The sequence below is a fragment of the Cupriavidus sp. SW-Y-13 genome, assembly GCF_009793345.1.
Classification (GTDB): Bacteria; Pseudomonadota; Gammaproteobacteria; order Burkholderiales; family Burkholderiaceae; genus Cupriavidus.
Window position 1 is genome coordinate 528698 of record NZ_WHLX01000002.1, and the last position, 16926, is coordinate 545623.

A 16926-nucleotide genomic window follows, 5' to 3' on the forward strand; every position below is an offset into this window, starting at 1 on the left:
ACCCCTCTCCCACTTACGCGGGAGAGGGGAGCGCATAGCGGAGGGTGTCGGTCTCTATGACACGCTCGGCAAGCGCATCACAGAAACATCCCGCCCGACACTTCCATCCGCTCGCCAGTCATCCAGCCCATTTCCGGCGAGAGCATGGCGGCTACTGCACCGCCGATATCGTCGGGCTGGCCGACGCGGCCCAGTGCGGTGTTGGCGGCGACGAGGGCATTGACCTGCGGGTTGTCGCGGACCACCCCGTTGCCGAAGTCGGTGGCGATGGCGCCAGGGGCCAGCGTGTTGACGCGGATGCCGCGTGCGCCGAGTTCCTTGGCCAGGTAGCGGGTGAGCACCTCCACGCCGCCCTTCATCGTGGCGTAGGTGGTCTTGCCCATGCCGTAGAAGCGGGCCAGGCCACTGGAGACATTGATGATCCGTCCGCCATCGGCAAGCATCGGCACCAGGGCTTGCGTCAGGAAGAACACGCCCTTGAGGTGGATGTTCATCAGGTCGTCGAATTCCGCTTCGGTGGTCTCCATGAACGAGACGTTGGAACCCGTGCCCGCGTTGTTGAACAGCGCGTCGAAGGTGTCGCGACCGAACGTTTCGGAGAGCGTCTGGCGCAGCGTTTCCGCGAACGCCTTGAACGTGCTGGCCCGGCCGGTGTCGAGTTGCAGCGCGACGGCCTTGCGTCCCGCGCGTTCCACGGCGGCGACGGTTTCCTGCGCGGCGTCGGCGCGCTGGGCGTAGGTGATGACCACATCCCAGCCTTGTGCGGCCAGATGCAGTGCGGCGGACTTGCCGAGGCCACGGCTGCCACCGGTAATCAGGGCGATGCGCGAGGAGGAAAGGGTCGGGTGGGTCATGGTCGGGCTCCTGGGTAGTGAGATCTGACTGGATCAATTGGGTCGGTCCAGTTACTCTACTGTTCGAGATGGCGCGGATAAATCACGCCACACCGACATCACTGGTCGAATTTCGCGATCAATGGTCTTGCCCCATTTTTCACGCGCCCCCACGCCCCACGCCCCATGACCGCCGAACTTCCGTCCACCGCCGACCTGCGGGTTTTTGTCCTCGTCGCACAGCAAGCCAGCTTCACGCAGGCGGCACTGCGCTTGCAGGTGCCGCGCTCCACCGTATCCACATCGATCAGCCGGCTGGAGAAGCAGCTCGGTGCGCGCCTGCTGCAGCGCACGACGCGTCGCGTGGTGCTGACGAGCGAGGGCCAGGAACTGCTCGGCCGCAGCGAACGGTTGCTGGAGGAATTCGAGGAACTGGCAACGCTGTTCAGCACAAGCCATCAGCAGTTGAGCGGCCTGCTGCGCGTGGATATGCCGCTCGGCATGGCTGCCGGTGTCGTCATGGCCGCGCTGCCTGAATTCATGGCGCGGCATCCCGCCTTGCAGATCGATGTCTGCAGCACGGATAGGCGGGTGGATGTCATTGCAGATGGGTTTGACTGTGTGGTCCGGGCCGGGAGCGTCGTGGACGAGTCACTGGCATGCCGGCCGATTGGCCAGATGCCGCTGGTCAACGTCGTCAGCCGCAGCTATGTGGCAGCGCACGGCGTGCCCGAGAAGTTGGACGATCTCGCCATGCATTGGCTGATCCATTACATGCCCAACCCGTCGAGCACGCCCATGGGATTCGAGTACGAGGAGGGCGGCGTGACCCGCAGCGTGCCGATGGCCCATCGGGTGACCGTGAACAACAGTGCCGCATACAGCGCGGCATGCCGGGCAGGATTCGGCCTGGCCCAGATTCCGCTTGCCACGGCGGCGCCCGATCTGGAGACGGGTTTGCTTGTCGAAGTGATGACGCGCCACGTACCCGCACCGATGCCGATCAACCTGCTGTATCCACATCGCCGTAATGTTCCGGCCCGTGTCCGTCAGTTCGGGGATTGGTTGAGCGAGAGGCTCGGCAACTTGCTGTCCTGAGTGTTAAACCGGAAAGCAAAAACGCCCGCAGCATTGCGGGCGCCTTGTCGTGGCGAGGCGGGTCAGGCGGCCTGACTCACACGCTTCGCCCCAGACAACTGGTTCGCATAGTCATGGTTGACATCCCTGTGCCCGACCTCATCGGCGCGCACTACCAGGACCACATCGCCCGGATAGGGAGGAAAAGGGCAGGAAAATGCCCCGGCCATTCAGCCGGGGCGCCAGACTCACTCGGGCATGATGTCAGGCCGGTCGCGCGGGAACTGCGCGAGGGTTTCGGCGCTGATGTTCAGCGTCTGCATCACCATTTCCGGCGGCGTGTGGGCGAGCCAGTCGGACAGCGAGACTTCCGCGAAGTGATCGGCCTTGAAGACCTCGACGAAGATCAGGTCGGTATCGCCCACGTTCTGCACGTAGTGGCCCAGGCCCTTGCGGACATAGCCGATATCGCCCGCGCGGAAGTCGGCGGTCATCGCCTTCGGTCCCGTATCGAACACGGTCACGCGGCCCTTGCCCTTGACGTAGTACTGCCATTCGTCGGCATTCGGATGCCAGTGCAGTTCGCGCAGCCCGCCGGGATGCACGGTGACCAGCGCCGCCGCGATGTTCTTCGAGATATGGAAGTTGCGGCTGTCTGCGATCTGCACCTGGCCGCTGCGGGTTTTGCGCACCGGCACGGAGTCAGAGAGCGAGAACGTCACGGGGAGCGCCGGCGGACCCTTCTTCGACGACGCCGCGCGCTGGGCCGCGGCAAGGGGGCCGGGCTGCGTGCCCTGGAAGATCCACAGGTTATCGACCGGGATGTTCTTGAACGCTTCCACGGGCACGCCGAAGTTGGCGGCCAGGATCTCGGGCGGTGTGTGCGCAACCCAGTCTGTGAGCAGCAGCGTGTTGAATTCCGATGCCATGCCGCTATCGAACGCGATCAGGAATTCGGCGCCCGTGGTGCCCGCCCCTTGCAGCGAATGGGGGAGTCCGGGTGGGAAGTACCAGAGGTCGCCGGCCTTCACGTCCTGCACGGAAGGACGGCCTTCCTCGTCGAGCGTGGTGATGCGGCATTTGCCGTCGAGCATGATGGCCCACTCGGCCTGCTGGTGCCAGTGCATCTCTCGAATGCCACCTGCGGAGAGCCGCATGTTGACGCCGGAGATGTCCTTGGAAATCGCAAAGTCCTCCTGCGTGACCTCCCGCGCCCAGCCGCCGTTCTGCACGCGCTTGTGCGCGTTGTTGAACGACGCCCAGAACTGCGGCATGCCGTTGACATCGGTAGGCGGCGCGTTCTGCGCGGACGGGAACTGATCCGCCAGCGCGCGGTTCTGCGGGCCTGGGTCAGTGAGGTCCTGCGGATTGCGTGCGTTGATCGCGCCTTCAGGCGGACGATCGGGGTTGCCGAATGTCGCGGCATGCGCCGTGGCGGCCGCGGCGAGCGCGGCGGCCGCCGCACCCATCATTACGTTGCGTCTGGCCAGGTTGGTCATGGTGTACCTCGCGGGAAAGTCAGAGGAGGACAGGAAGCCCTGCGCGGGCTGCGCCGATCAGGCCCCGTTGTAGTTGATCTTCAGCGTCTGGTCCTGCAGCGACTTCTTCACGTGCGTGGCCAGCTTCTGGCCAGGGGCCTTCTTGCAGGCTTCGACAACGTGTTCGACGGTGCGCGGCGTGTCCACCGTGATCTCGTCGTTCTCGCGCACGCCGAGTTTGTCCTTGCTGGCGATCCAGTACACCACGGCGGGCTTGTAGGCCTCGCTGACCGACAGGAATTCCTCGCAGGTCATCTTGAACGGCTTGACGGTCTTCACGTCTGCAGGGGCTGCGGCGCTGGCGATCAGCGGCGTGGCGAGCACGGCGGCGAGCAGGGAGGCGAGGATCGGAGTCGAGGCTTTCATTTGCAGTTCCTTGAAAGTGAATGAGGGAATCTTCGAAGGGAAGGGCATGTCTGCATGGCCATTCCTTGAGACCGATCATAGGAGCGGCGCCGCCACCGACATTGCCCCAATACATGAGCGATTGCCGAAACACATGGTGGTGCCGGGCACGAACCCTGCTATACCTGGCCAGACGTGATTTGATAGGCTGTGGCACGGGTATGTGCGCATTGCAGTGGTGCGCGAGCGCGATACCGTGTTGAAAACAATGACTGAACTGGCGCCGCCATGGCCGCCATCCGCCCCCGAATGGATACACCTGATCGCCTGCTTCGCTGTTTTCTTCGCATTGCCGAACTCAAATCGCTGTCACGGGCCGCCGAGGATCTGGATCAGACGCAATCGGGTGTCAGCAAGCAACTGTCCACACTGGAGGCGCAACTGGGCAAGCCCTTGTTCGTGCGCACCGGGCGCGGCGTGGCCTTGACGGAAGCCGGGCAGAAGCTGCAGGAGGCCATCGAGGGACCGTACCGCGCCATCGATCAGGCCGTCGATGCCATACGCCAGGCGCATGGCACCACGCAGGGCACGGTCAGGCTGGCCATCGTGCATACGGTCAGCTATTACTTCATCGCCGATGTAGTGGCGAGCTTCGTCAGCACGCATCCGAACGTGAATCTATCGCTGATGGGGCGCAGTTCCGCCGATGTCGTGGCGTTGGTGGAGGGGGGCAAGGCGGATCTCGGCGTGGTCTACGACACGGCCGTGGACACCGCAGCGCTGACCGTACATCCGCTGTTCGAGGACGAGATGTGCCTGGTGACGCGGCAACCTTCCCATGGCACACCGGCGGAAGACGGGGTGGACCTGCGGGACCATTCGCTGCGTCTCGTCGGTTTTCCGCAAGGCTATGCCTTGCGTCGAATGATCGAGAGCGCGGGGCTGCGGCCTGTGTACGTGACCGAGGCTGAGACCGTGGATGCGATGCTCAAACTGGTCTCCACCGGCGTGGGCGAGTGCATCCTGCCTTGCCGCCTGCCCGAGCGCCTGCTCAATGAATACGGGCTGCACAAGATGAAGATCCGCGCACCGCTGCTGCGCCGCCGCATGGTGGCGGTCACGCACGCCGCGCGCCACGCGCTGCCGCTGGCCGATACGCTGCTGGAATGCGCGCTGCAGGTCGCACGCTCCCTCGACACACCGACGCAGCCGTGAAGGCTGCTGTGGTGAAAGCCATGACCAACCTGTGACCAGATGAGATAGCTGCTATGAACACCACGTCATAGCACGTGCGAGGTCTGGTTTTCATACTTCTTCCTGCATCGCCGGGTTTCATGCCGGCGAGCCCACCACGGAGAGAAGACATGAACGCCCCCCTCAGAGACAAATCCTACTTCGACACGCGCGCCACGACCGAGATGGCCAGGCACCTGCGCAACAAGCCGCGCACGATGCAGGAAACCATGGCCTATGCCTGCCGCATCCTGGCCATGACCGAGCAGGAAGCCGGCCTGGCCGGGCAGATCAGTGTGCGTTCCGAACGTCCGGGCGCCTACTGGACGCTGCGCTTCGGACTCGGCTTCGACGAAGCCACGCCAGCCGATTTCATCGAAGTGGACCGCGATCTCAATACGCTGACCGGCGACGGCATGCCGAATCCGGCTACACGCTTCCACCTGTGGGTGTATGACGCAAGGCCCGATGTCCATTCGATCATCCACACGCACTCGCCCTGGGCCTCGGCACTTGCCGCCGCGCGCCAGCCGCTGGTGATCTCGCAGATGGACATGACGCCGCTGCACGACGATTGCGCGTTCCTGGGCGAATGGCCCGGCGTGCCCATTGCCGACCAGGAAGGCGTGATCATCTCCGAGGCGCTGGGTGCCAAGCGCGCCATCATCCTCGCGCATCACGGCTACCTCACGGCAGGCAAGAGCTGCGAGGAAGCGACCTATCTCTCCGTCTACCTCGAACGCGCCGCGCGCATGCAGATCCGTGCGCAGGCATTCGGTGCGCTCACACCCGTCGACGACGCACTCGCTCGCGAGGCCCACGACTACCTGCTCAAGCCATCCATCGTCAACGCCACGTTTGCGTACTGGGCACGGCAGACGCACGGCATTGCGCCGTTGCCTCCCGCCTGAACCGCCGCTGTTCACCCAGAATCCAAAAGGAGCGTCACGATGAACACCATACCGACCACGCGCTCACGTCGCGCGTATGTCACGGCGGGCCTCGCCAGCATGATGGGCACCACCATAGAGTGGTACGACTTTTTCCTGTACGGCACCGCTGCCGCACTGATTTTCAACAAGATCTTCTTTCCCGCATTCGATCCGCTGACCGGTACGTTGGCGGCCTTTGCCACGTACTCTGTGGGGTTCTTCGCCCGTCCGCTGGGCGGCATCGTCTTTGGCCACTTCGGAGACAAGGTGGGCCGCAAGTCGATGCTGCTCATCACGCTGTTCATGATGGGCATTCCCACCATCCTGATCGGCCTGATCCCGTCGTACGAGAGCATCGGATACTGGGGCGCCGTGGCGCTGGTGCTGCTGCGCCTGCTGCAGGGCGTGGCAGTTGGCGGGGAGTGGGGCGGCGCCGTACTGATGGCCGTGGAGCACGCGCCGGAAGGCAAGAAGGGCTTCTTCGGCAGCCTGCCGCAGGCGGGCGTGGCGCCGGGACTCGTGCTGTCCTCGCTCGCGCTGGGCATGGTGGCGACGCTGCCGGAGAAGGACATGCTGACGTGGGGTTGGCGTATCCCGTTCCTGGCCAGCGTGGTGCTGTTGGCAGTGGGCTGGTTCATTCGCGCGAAGGTGGCCGAGTCGCCGGACTTCGAGCAGGTGCAGAAGAAGGGCGACAACGTGGAGATGCCAGCGCTGGTAGTGCTGCGCCGCTACCCGCGCCAGGTACTGACCGTGGTGGGCGGTCGGCTGGCCGAGGTGACGTGGTTCTACACGGTGGTCACGTTCTCGCTGGCCTATGCCACCGGCACGCTCGGTATCCCGAAGACCGTGATGCTCGATGCCACGGTATGGGGAGCCGCCATCGCGCTGTTCACCATGCCGCTGTTCGGCATGCTGGGTGACCGCATCGGTTTCAAATGGGTGTTCATGGCGGGGACCGCTGGCATCCTGCTCTTCGCACCGCAGTTCTTCGCGCTGCTGCAGACACTCGATCCGCACAACATCACGATTGCGCTATCGATTGCCATCGGCCTGGTCTACGCTGCCTTGTACGCGCCGGAAGGCAGCCTGTTCTCGGCGCAGTTTCCGGCGGAGGTGCGATACAGCGGGATTTCGATCGCGGTGCAGGTATCGGGCGCCATCGGCGGGGGTTTGGCGCCTATCGTGGCCACGTCATTGCTGGCATACGGCGGCGGCAATCCCACCTATATCGTGTGGTATCTCGGCATCCTGAGCGTCATCGCCTTCTTCAGCGCGGCCTGCATGCGTGGCTCGGATTTCGTCAGTGCGCCCATCGCGGCAGTCCCTGGGAGCAAGCGCGTATGAACCGGCCCGCCATCGACTATTACTTCTGGATGAATTCGGACTGGGCCTACCTGGGCGCGGATCGACTCGATGCACTGGCCCGTCGCCACGACGTGGAGATTCGCCACAAGCCCGTGGACCTGCCCGATGTGTATGCGCGCACTGGTGGCATGCTGCTGGGAAAGCGCTCTGCGGAACGGCAGCAATATCGGGTGACCGAACTGGCACGCTGGTGCCGCAAGCTCGGTATCCCGGTCAATCCGCAGCCACGGTATATGTGTCCCAACGCCGATCTGGCTTCGCGCATCGTCATCGCCGTGGACGCGCAGAAGCAACCCGTGCTGGAGTTGTACAAAGCGATCCTGCGTGCGGAGTGGTGCGAGGAACGTGACATCTCGTCGGAGCAGACGCTGCGCGAGGTGCTGGCCGATCAAGGCTTCGATGCAGATGCCTCGATTGCGCGCGCAAACCTGCCGGAAATCGAGGCAACGTATCGCCGCAACACGGACGAGGCCGTGGCTGCAGGGGTGTTTGGGTCGCCGTCTTACGTGTTCGAAGGCGAGTTGTTCTGGGGGCAGGATCGGCTGGAGATGCTGGAGGAGGCGGTGGTGGCGCGGGTTTGATGTCCTTGCTCACCGCTTGTGTTGCTCCCCTCTCCCGCATGCGGGAGAGGGGTTGGGGGAGAGGGCGAGCGGTGCAATCACCAACAGGTCGCAATTTGAACTGCATGCCCTCTCCCCCACCCCTCTCCCACTCGCGCGGGAGAGGGGAGCGCATAGCGCCGGGTGATGGCTTTCTTGACGTTCTCGTTTACCGTCCCCGCTCCAGAATCTTGTAAAGATGCGAGCGCGAGATACGTAGTTGTTCCGCGGCGCGCTTCTTGTTGCCGCCGTTGCGGGTGATGGCGTCGAGCACCGCCGCGTGGGCAACCTCGTTCATGTCCGTACCGATGATCTGCAACGCATCGGCAGGCGGCGTGATCTGCGGTTGCACGACCTCCGTCACAGCGACGTTCCGCGCTGCATCGCCTCGCGCAAAATCCGCAACCCGAAGTGTCTGTCCATCGCAGAACACCAGCGCTTCCTCGATGCGTTGCCGTAACTGCCGCACATTGCCGGGCCATGGTTGCCCCGCGAGGTGGCGTGCCACGTCGTGATCGATCTGCGGCGCCGGCATGCGGTTGCGCGTGCAGAACGCTTCCACGAAGTGCTGCAGCAGCGCCGGGATATCCTCGCGCCGTTGCCGCAGCGCCGGAATGCGCAACACCACGCCGCTGAGGCGGTAATACAGGTCGAGTCGAAAGCGCCCTGCGTCGATCAGTTCCGAGATATCGCGATTCGTGGCCGACACGAGCCGGAAATCCACGCGTTGCGCGCGGCGGCTGCCGAGCCGTTCCACCATATGGTCTTCCAGCACGCGCAGTAGCTTGACCTGCATTTCCATGGGGATGTCCGCGACTTCGTCGAGGAACACCGTACCGCCTGCTGCCTGTTCGAGCTTGCCCGCCTGTCCCTGCCGCTGGCTGCCCGTAAACGCACCGGGCGCATAGCCGAACAACTCCGATTCGATCAACGTGGCGGGCAGGGCGGCAAGGTTCAGACTGACCAGCGGACGCTCACCTTGCTGTGCGTCGTTGCCCGCCGCATGAATCGCACGCGCCACCAGTTCCTTGCCCGTACCGCTTTCTCCGAGGATCAGCACGGGCACGTCGAGCCGTGCGACGGTCTGTATTTCTCGCCGCAGCCGCTGCATCGGCGCGCTCTCGCCGATCAGGCCGAGGGAGGGCGCATCGTTGCGCACGCCCGGCACGCTGGCGAGAACGTCGCGCAGCACGGTCTCCGGTTCCGCGCGATGCAACACGATCAGCCGGCAAGCGCTGTCTTCGAGACACACGCCAACGTAGCGTTGGTCGTTCACCGTGACGGAGAAAAGCGTGCGGCCATCCTCCGCGCGATCTGCAGTGCGGAATGCTGCTTCGGTGGCCGCCGCAACGGTGGCGTCTGCGCAGAGGCCCATGGCAAAGCGCGGCTGCTGCGGATCGAGGGGATAGGCAAGCACGCCAAGTGCCGGTGCGGCCTCCTGCGTCGATGCCTTCGGTGTAGTCAATGCGGACACCGTGTCTCCTGAAGCGTCCTGTGCGCGGACACTTTTCTGTCGTTGTGGCGGACATGGTAGCGGCGGCTGGCAGAAACCTCAATGAAATCAGCACACGGCACGCCTGGCATGACTCATGCGCTATATGGCAGACGGAAGATCGTGAAGACAGGGAGACACATGTGAGCTGGCAGCCTGAAGTCGATGAACTGGCGCACCGCCGGCGGTTAGCCGCGCGGATGGGCGGCGAGGACAAGGTGCGACGGCATCGTGAGGCCGGCAAGCTCACCGTGCGCGAGCGCATCGATCAATTGGCCGATGCGGAATCGTTCCGCGAAGTCGGTGGCCTGAGCGGCAGTGGACGTTATGACAGCAACGGCCGCCTCATGGACATGACCCCGTCGAACCTCGTCATGGGCCGTGCGTGCGTGGATGGGCGCCCCGTGGTGCTGGTGGGCGACGATTTCACCGTACGCGGCGGCGCCAACGACGGGGCCGTGGGCGACAAACTGGTTCACGCCGAGAAGATGGCGCACGACCTGCGGCTGCCGATGGTGCGGCTCGTCGATGGCACAGGTGGCGGCGGGTCGGTGCGCAACGTCGAGATCAAGGGCCATACGTTGATTCCGACCATGAAGGTGTGGCAGCACGTGGTGGAGAACATGGCGGTGGTGCCGGTGGTATCGCTCGCGCTGGGTTCCGTGGCGGGCATGGGTGCGGCGCGCGTGGCCGCCAGCCATTACTCGGTCATGGTCAAGGAGACCTCGCAACTGTTCAACGAGGGGCCGCTGTCCGTGGAGGCGCGCGTGGGCCAGACCGTGACCAAGCATGAACTGGGCGGCAGCCAGGTGCATACGCGCAATGGCGTGGTCGATGACGAGGTGGCCACGGAGCAGGAGGCCTTTGCGCGGGCGCGGCGCTTTCTCTCGTACCTGCCGCCGTCGGTGCTTGAACTGCCGCCGCGCGTGGCCGTCGAGGACAGTGCGACGCGTCGCGACGACTGGCTGCTGTCTGCCATTCCCCGCGACAGCCGCGCCGACTATGCGATTCGCCCGATCATTCAGGCACTGGTGGACCACGGATCGTTCTTTGAAATGGGGCGGCAGTGGGGCTGCGCCGTCGTGACCGGGCTCGCGCGCCTGGATGGCTGGCCTGTGGCCGTTATCGCCAGCGATCCTTCCTTCCATGGCGGCAGTTGGGATAGCGCCAGCGCAGACAAATTCACGCGCTTCGTCGATCTGGCGCAGACGTTCCACCTGCCCGTGGTGAACCTCGTCGATACGTTGGGGTTACAGGTCGGTCTGGAAGCGGAGATGGCAGGCGTGATGCGGCAGGGTGTGCGTGCGCTGGCCGCCGTCTACCAGACCACCGTGCCGTGGTGCTCCATCCTGCTGCGCCGTGCCTATGGCGTATCGGCCGCCGGCCACCAGCATATGGGCCGCTTCAACTTCCGTTACGCATGGCCATCTGCCAACTGGGGCGCGCTGCCCATCGAGGGTGGTCTCGACGTGGCCTACAAGGCCGAGATCGAAGGCGCCGATGATCCCGTGCAGAAGCGCGCAGAGATCGAGCAGCGCGTGCGCAGCCTGAGTTCGCCATTCCGCAGTGCGGAAGCCTTCGTCATCGAAGACATCATCGATCCGCGCGATACCCGCACGTTGCTATGCGAGTTCGCCAATCTTGCGGCGCCATTGCGCGAGGCCGGCGAGAGCCGCTTCGGCATCCGGCCCTGACACCACACACATTAGAAAAACGGAGACAACCGAATTGAAAAAGCTCTTGATTGCCAATCGGGGGGAGATTGCCCTGCGCGTGATTCGCGCCGCGCGCGATCTCGATATCGCCACCGTGGCCATCTACTCGCAGGATGACGCCACGTCGCTGCACCGCATGCTGGCCGACGAGGCCGTGGCGCTGAACGCATCCGGGCCTGCGGCCTATATCGATATCGCAGCCGTTATCGCTGCGGCGGCATCCACGGGTTGCGACGCAGTGCATCCCGGTTACGGCTTCCTGAGCGAGCGCGCGGACTTTGCGCAGGCGTGCAAAGCCGCGGGCATCCGCTTCGTGGGTCCTGATGTCGAGCACCTGGCGCTGTTCGGTGACAAGGGACGTGCGCTGGAACTGGCTGCGCAGAACGATGTGCCGGTGATGCCGGCCACGCATGGCGGGGCATCGCTGGACGATATCGAAACATTCTTCGATGCCCAGGGCGGTGCGGGTGTGGTGATCAAGGCCGTGGGCGGCGGCGGTGGCCGTGGCATGCGCGTGGTGCGCAAGCGCGAGGATCTCGCGGAAGCCTATGCACGCTGCCGTTCCGAGGCTGCATCCGCGTTCGGTGTGGAGGCGCTCTATGCAGAGCGCTTGGTGGTGCGTGCACGCCATATCGAAGTGCAGATCGCGGGTGATGGTGAACAGGTCATCGCACTGGGCGAGCGCGACTGCACATTGCAGCGGCGCTTCCAGAAACTCGTGGAAATCGCACCGAGCCCGGTACTGAAGCCGGCGTTGCGAGACGCCATCATCAAGGCGGCGTTGCGTCTGGCCCGTCGCGTGAACTACCGCAGCCTGGGCACGTTCGAGTTCCTGGTGGAAGAGACCGAGCGCGGCGAGCAGAAGGATTTTGTCTTTATCGAAGCGAATCCGCGCTTGCAGGTCGAGCATACGATCACCGAGCAGGTGACTGGCGTGGACCTCGTGGCGCTGCAACTTGCCATCGCCGCAGGCGGCACGCTGGCCGATGCGGGTCTCGATCCGGCAGCGCCGCCGCAACCGCGCGGCTTTGCGATTCAGGTGCGGATCAACGCCGAGACGACCGATGCGCAGGGATTGGCGCGTCCGGCGCACGGACGACTGGAGCGCTTTGACGCGCCTTCGGGTCCGGATGTGCGTGTCGATTCGCACGGTTATGCGGGCTATGCGCCGTCGCCGAACTTCGACACGCTGCTGGCCAAGCTCATCGTGCGTAGCGCCACGCCAAAGTTCGAAGCGGCCGTCCGGCGCCTGCAGCGCAGCCTTGCCGAGTTCCGTATTGCCGGTGTGCCGACCAACCTGGAGTTGCTGCGTGCGCTGGTGCAGCGCGATGACTTCCTCGCGCAGGATGTCCACACGCGGCATTTCGAGGCGATCCTGCCCGAACTGACCGCAGCCGCCGAAGCGATTGCCAATGCGGATCGCGCGCAGCATTCGCTGTTCAATGCCCCGGATCGCGCACAAGCGACGACGCACCACGCGCATCCCGAAGAGACCGTGGATGAAGGACTGGTTGCCGTCCGCGCGCCACTGACGGGGCGCGTGGTCGAGATCACGGTGCAGTGGAGCGATGTGGTCAAGCCGGGCCAGACCGTCGCGGTGCTCGATGCGATGAAGATGGAACACGCGATCGTTGCCGAGGGCCATGGCCGCGTGGTGGATCTTCGGCTGGAGAAGGGCGCCATGGCGTCCGAGAACCAGATCCTGATCGTGCTGGAAGAGGCCGAAGGCGACGGCGTGGCCGTGGACGCCACGGGCAAAGTGGATCGCAATGCCATCCGCGCGGACTTGCAGCGCGTGCTGGATCGACACGCATGGCTCGACGATGCCAATCGTCCGCAAGCCGTGGCGCGTCGCCGCGCACGCGGGCAGCGCACTGCGCGCGAGAACGTGGCCGATCTCTGCGATGCGGATACGTTTGTCGAGTACGGTGGACTGGCGCTGGCTGCGCAGGCATCGCGCCGCAGCCATCAGGACCTTGTGGAGAACACGCCGGCCGATGGCCTGATCACCGGCATCGGCAATATCAACGGCGATCTCGTGGGACGCGAGAACGCGCGCAGTGCGGTGATGGCCTATGACGCCACGGTGCTGGCAGGCACGCAAGGCAAGCGCAACCATATCAAGACCGACCGTATCGTCGAGGTGGCATTGCGCGACGAACTGCCGCTCGTGCTGTTCGGCGAAGGTGGTGGCGGACGACCCGGCGACGTGGACTTTCCCTCGGTATCGGGCCTGTATCAACCTTCGTTCGCCGCGTTTGCCGAGTTGAGCGGCAACGTACCGGTGGTGGGCATCGTGTCGGGCCGCTGCTTCGCAGGTAACGCCGCATTCGTGGGCTGCTGCGACGTGATCATTGCCGACAAGTCCACGAACATCGGCATGGCAGGACCCGCGATGATCGAGGGCGGTGGTCTCGGTGTTTATCGTCCTGAGGACGTGGGGCCGGCTGCCGTGCAGTATGCAAACGGCGTGATCGACGTGCTTGTCGAGAATGAAGCCGAGGCGGTGCGCGTGGCGCGTCACTACCTGTCGATGTTCCAGGGACGCGTGGCGGACTGGAGCGCCCCGGACCCGATGGCATTGCGACACGTGGTGCCCGAGAACCGGCTGCGCGTGTATGACACGCGCAAGGCCATCGAAGGCATTGCCGACGTGGGCAGCGTGCTGATGCTGCGCGGCGGTTTCGGCGCGGGCATCCACACCGCGTTGGCGCGTGTGGAGGGGCAACCTGTTGGTGTCATCGCCAACAATCCGTACCACCTTGGCGGGGCCATCGACGCCGATGCGGCAGACAAGGCCGCGCGATTCATGCAACTGTGCGATGCCCATGGCCTGCCCATCGTGTCGCTGATCGACACGCCGGGGTTCATGGTGGGGCCGGATTGCGAGGCGCAGGCCCAGGTGCGCCACGTCTCGCGCATGTTCCTGACGGCGGCCAAGCTGCGCGTGGCGCTACTGGCAGTGACGTTGCGCAAGGGCTACGGGCTGGGCGCGATGGCCATGGCGGGTGGCGGATTTCGCTCGGCGAGCTTCACGGTCTCGTGGCCGACGGGCGAGTTCGGGCCGATGGGATTGGAAGGTGCGGTGCGCCTCGGCTTCAAGAAGGAACTGGAAGCCGTACCGGACGGCCCGGAACGCAAGGCACTGTTCGATCGATTGGTGGCGCAGTCTTATGAGCGCGGCCACGCAGTCAACACGGCGGCTGCCGTGGAGATCGATGCCGTGATCGATCCGGCCGAGACCCGCAAGTGGATTGCGCAGGGCATGGCATCGGCGGCATTGCGCGGCAAGCGGGAACGTCGCGGTTTTGTCGACGCCTGGTAAGCGGGGGCGATGCCATGACACATCAGGTTCCTGATCTGGATGCGCTCGCACTTGGCGGCCTGCGCGTGCTCGAAGTGGGCACCGGTCCCGCGCTGGCCTATGCGGGCAAGCTGTTCGCGGACTTCGGCGCCGAGGTCATCAAGGTGGAAAGCCCCGCCGGCGATGACTGGCGCGGCATGCCGCCGTTGATCGATATACCCGGTGCCCAGCCGCAGAGCGCGCTGTTTGCGTGGCTCAACACGAACAAACGGAGTGTCACGGCCGATGCGAAGGATCGCGCGTGGCTGGCGCAACTCGCGCAGACCTGTGATGTCGTGCTCGATGGTCGTGCGCTGGGCGAGGGCTTGCAGGTGCTGGCCGCGCCCGTTTGGTCGGACGCCGAAGCGGCGCCACCACGGCACACGCCCATCGACATCGTCCTGACGTGGTTCGGGGAAAACGGACCCTACAGCGAGTACAAAGGCAGCGAAGCCATTTGCCGCGCGCTGGCGGGCGCGGTGCATGGCAGTGGTCCTGTGGAAGGGCCGCCGCATATGCCGCACGACATGCAGAGTGCGATCGTGTTCGGTCTCACGAGTTTCTCCGCTGCGGTGGCGGCGTTGATCGGGCGGGCCGATGGCAGCCGCCGCTACGTGTTGAGCGCGCACGAATCGATCTTCAGCGTGGTGGAGATGGAAGCGGGCATGGTGCAGGACAATCGCCACCCGCTGCGGCGTCTTGGCGTGAACCGTTTCTGCGGCACGCATCCGGCCGGCATCTACGAGACTGCCGAAGGGTGGATCGGCATCTTCACGCATACGTTGCCGCAATGGCAGGCGCTGTGCGAAGCCATCGGTCGTCCGGATCTGGCCGGCGACGAACGCTACAGCAACGGGCCGGAGCGCATGGCGCGCGCCGACGAGATCGATGCGCTGCTACGGCCTGCGATGTTGCATCGCACGGCCCGCGAGTGGTTCGAGATGCTTGGGGAGATGAAGCATCCGGCCGTACTCGTGCCGACCATGGCGGAACTGCTGCAGCAGAAAGTCCACAGGGAACGGGGCGCCTTTGTGCCGGTGGAGACTGGCGGCGTGACGTTTGAAGGTCCGGTAGTGCCGCTGCGGCTCGACACGGCCGGTCCGCTGCCGGGTGGCAAGGTGCCGAAGCTGGGCGCTCACGACGCGCTGTATCGCGCCACGGGTCTGGATCACCCCCCATTTGCTGCACTGCAACGCACGGCGGCCGGAAAGCTCCCGCTCGAAGGTATTCGCGTGATCGACCTGACGATGGGATGGGCGGGGCCGCTGGCATCGCGCACGCTGGCCGATTTCGGTGCCGAGGTCATCAAGGTGGAGAGCACAGGTTACCCGGACTGGTGGCGCGGCGCGCATTTCACCGAGGCGTTCTATCGCGACCGGCTTTACGAAAAGAATGGCAACTTCAACCTGATGAACCGCAACAAGCGGGGCATCACGCTGGATCTGACGCGTCCCGAAGGCAAGGCGCTGCTGCTCGACCTCGTGGCGCAGGCCGATGCGGTCATCGAAAACTACTCCGCCGAAGTGCTGCCGAAACTGGGCCTCGACTACGCCGCGCTGCGTGCGCGCAACGAGAGACTGGTAATGGTATCGATGCCCGCGTTCGGCCTGGGCAACGCGTGGAGCAATACGCGCGCCTACGGCGGCACACTGGAGCAGGCCAGCGGGTTGCCGCTCTATACGGGGCATCCGGATGGCCCGCCCGCGATGACGTCCTACGCTTATGGCGACCCGGTCGGCGGCCTCAATGCCGGCGCAGCCATCCTGCTGGCGCTGTTCGCGCAGCAGACCACGGGCAAGGGGCGGCACGTCAACCTGTCGCAGGTAGAGGCGATGCTGTCGATGGCAGCACCGTTCATCGTCGAGCAGTCGGTCACCGGGAGCGTCGCGCCGAGACAGGGCAATCGGCATCCGGTGAACGTGCCGCACGGTTGCTTCCGGACGGCTGGCGACGATGCATGGGTGGTCCTGAGTGTCACCGATGCGCAATGGCCCGCGCTGTGCGAGGTCATCGGTCGCGCCGATCTGGCGGCGGATGCTCGGCTGGCGAGCGCATCGCAAAGACGGGAAGCGGCACGCCGGATCGATGAAGCCATCGGTGCATGGTGCGGCACGCTCGGCGCCGATGCAGCCATGCAGCGCCTGCAAGGTGCCGGCGTGCCCGCTGGCGTAGTGCGGCCCATGTGGCAGGTGCTGCAGGACCCGCATCTGGTGGCGCGGGGCTTCTGGTGCGGGCTTGAACGCCAATACGGCGGCCCCTATGCGGCCAGCACCGCATGGTTTCGCGAGACGACCGAGGCCATGCCCGTGCGGAATCCGGCGCCGACGCTGGGCGAGCACTCCGACGAGGTGCTGGCACGCGTGCTTGGCCTGAGTCCGGACCAATTGGCGGCACTCGACGCAAAGGGCATCACAGGCACGGCCGCGCGGCCCAAGGGCGCCCGTAACGCTTGAT

13 protein-coding genes are annotated in these 16926 nt (G+C 65.0%); 8 read left to right on the forward strand and 5 right to left on the reverse strand.

From position 1 onward, the window contains the following. Positions 1-77 precede the first annotated feature (77 nt). Positions 78-854, reverse strand: a complete 777-nt coding sequence (locus tag GA566_RS18185; protein WP_137928363.1) for an SDR family NAD(P)-dependent oxidoreductase — start codon at positions 852-854, stop codon at positions 78-80. Positions 855-1019: 165 nt separating this feature from the next. Here GA566_RS18185 and GA566_RS18190 point away from each other — a divergent pair, with 165 nt between their 5' ends. Next, entirely contained in the window at positions 1020-1931 is a 912-nt protein-coding gene (locus GA566_RS18190; RefSeq protein ID WP_160473599.1) for a LysR family transcriptional regulator, read from the forward strand. 62 nt (positions 1932-1993) lie between these two features. Here GA566_RS18190 and GA566_RS33685 read toward each other — a convergent pair whose 3' ends face one another. Genes GA566_RS33685 through GA566_RS18205 form a run of 3 tightly spaced genes read right to left on the reverse strand, consistent with a single transcriptional unit; the run spans position 1994 to position 3814 of the window. Further along, positions 1994-2140, reverse strand: a complete 147-nt coding sequence (locus tag GA566_RS33685) for an alternative oxidase (protein ID WP_202126828.1) — start codon at positions 2138-2140, stop codon at positions 1994-1996. An 18-nt stretch (positions 2141-2158) separates the two neighbouring features. Next, positions 2159-3409, reverse strand: a complete 1251-nt coding sequence (locus GA566_RS18200; protein WP_137923518.1) for a cupin domain-containing protein — start codon at positions 3407-3409, stop codon at positions 2159-2161. A gap of 57 nt (positions 3410-3466) precedes the next feature. Next, complete coding sequence (locus GA566_RS18205) at positions 3467-3814, reverse strand: HdeA/HdeB family chaperone (protein WP_160473600.1); 348 nt, start codon at positions 3812-3814, stop codon at positions 3467-3469. Positions 3815-4102: 288 nt separating this feature from the next. Between GA566_RS18205 and GA566_RS18210 the strand changes: the two genes are divergently transcribed. The 4 genes from GA566_RS18210 to GA566_RS18225 all read left to right on the forward strand — a co-directional run bounded on the left by GA566_RS18210 (position 4103) and on the right by GA566_RS18225 (position 7904). Next, positions 4103-5008 (forward strand): LysR family transcriptional regulator, encoded by a 906-nt coding sequence (locus GA566_RS18210; RefSeq protein ID WP_137923533.1) that lies wholly within the window; start codon positions 4103-4105, stop codon positions 5006-5008. Between the two features lie 149 nt (positions 5009-5157). Beyond that, the gene (locus GA566_RS18215) at positions 5158-5937 is read left to right on the forward strand and encodes an aldolase (protein WP_160473601.1); all 780 of its coding nucleotides are present in this window, start codon (positions 5158-5160) and stop codon (positions 5935-5937) included. A gap of 39 nt (positions 5938-5976) precedes the next feature. Beyond that, positions 5977-7302, forward strand: a complete 1326-nt coding sequence (locus GA566_RS18220) for an MFS transporter (protein WP_137923515.1) — start codon at positions 5977-5979, stop codon at positions 7300-7302. Further along, positions 7299-7904 (forward strand): 2-hydroxychromene-2-carboxylate isomerase, encoded by a 606-nt coding sequence (locus GA566_RS18225; RefSeq protein WP_137923514.1) that lies wholly within the window; start codon positions 7299-7301, stop codon positions 7902-7904. Before GA566_RS18220 ends, GA566_RS18225 begins: the two co-directional genes overlap by 4 nt. A gap of 187 nt (positions 7905-8091) precedes the next feature. Here the strand turns inward: GA566_RS18225 and GA566_RS18230 are convergent, their stop codons facing one another. Next, positions 8092-9396 carry a sigma-54 dependent transcriptional regulator gene (locus tag GA566_RS18230; RefSeq protein WP_160473602.1) on the reverse strand — a complete coding sequence of 435 codons (1305 nt, stop codon included), beginning with the start codon at positions 9394-9396 and terminating at the stop codon, positions 8092-8094. 161 nt (positions 9397-9557) lie between these two features. Here GA566_RS18230 and GA566_RS18235 point away from each other — a divergent pair, with 161 nt between their 5' ends. Genes GA566_RS18235 through GA566_RS18245 form a run of 3 tightly spaced genes read left to right on the forward strand, consistent with a single transcriptional unit; the run spans position 9558 to position 16925 of the window. Next, positions 9558-11108, forward strand: a complete 1551-nt coding sequence (locus GA566_RS18235; protein WP_160473603.1) for a carboxyl transferase domain-containing protein — start codon at positions 9558-9560, stop codon at positions 11106-11108. 34 nt (positions 11109-11142) lie between these two features. Then, positions 11143-14454, forward strand: a complete 3312-nt coding sequence (locus GA566_RS18240; RefSeq protein WP_160473604.1) for a carboxyl transferase domain-containing protein — start codon at positions 11143-11145, stop codon at positions 14452-14454. Between the two features lie 14 nt (positions 14455-14468). Then, positions 14469-16925, forward strand: coding sequence for a CaiB/BaiF CoA-transferase family protein (locus GA566_RS18245; RefSeq protein ID WP_160473605.1), 2457 nt, complete (start codon positions 14469-14471; stop codon positions 16923-16925). Position 16926 lies beyond the last annotated feature (1 nt).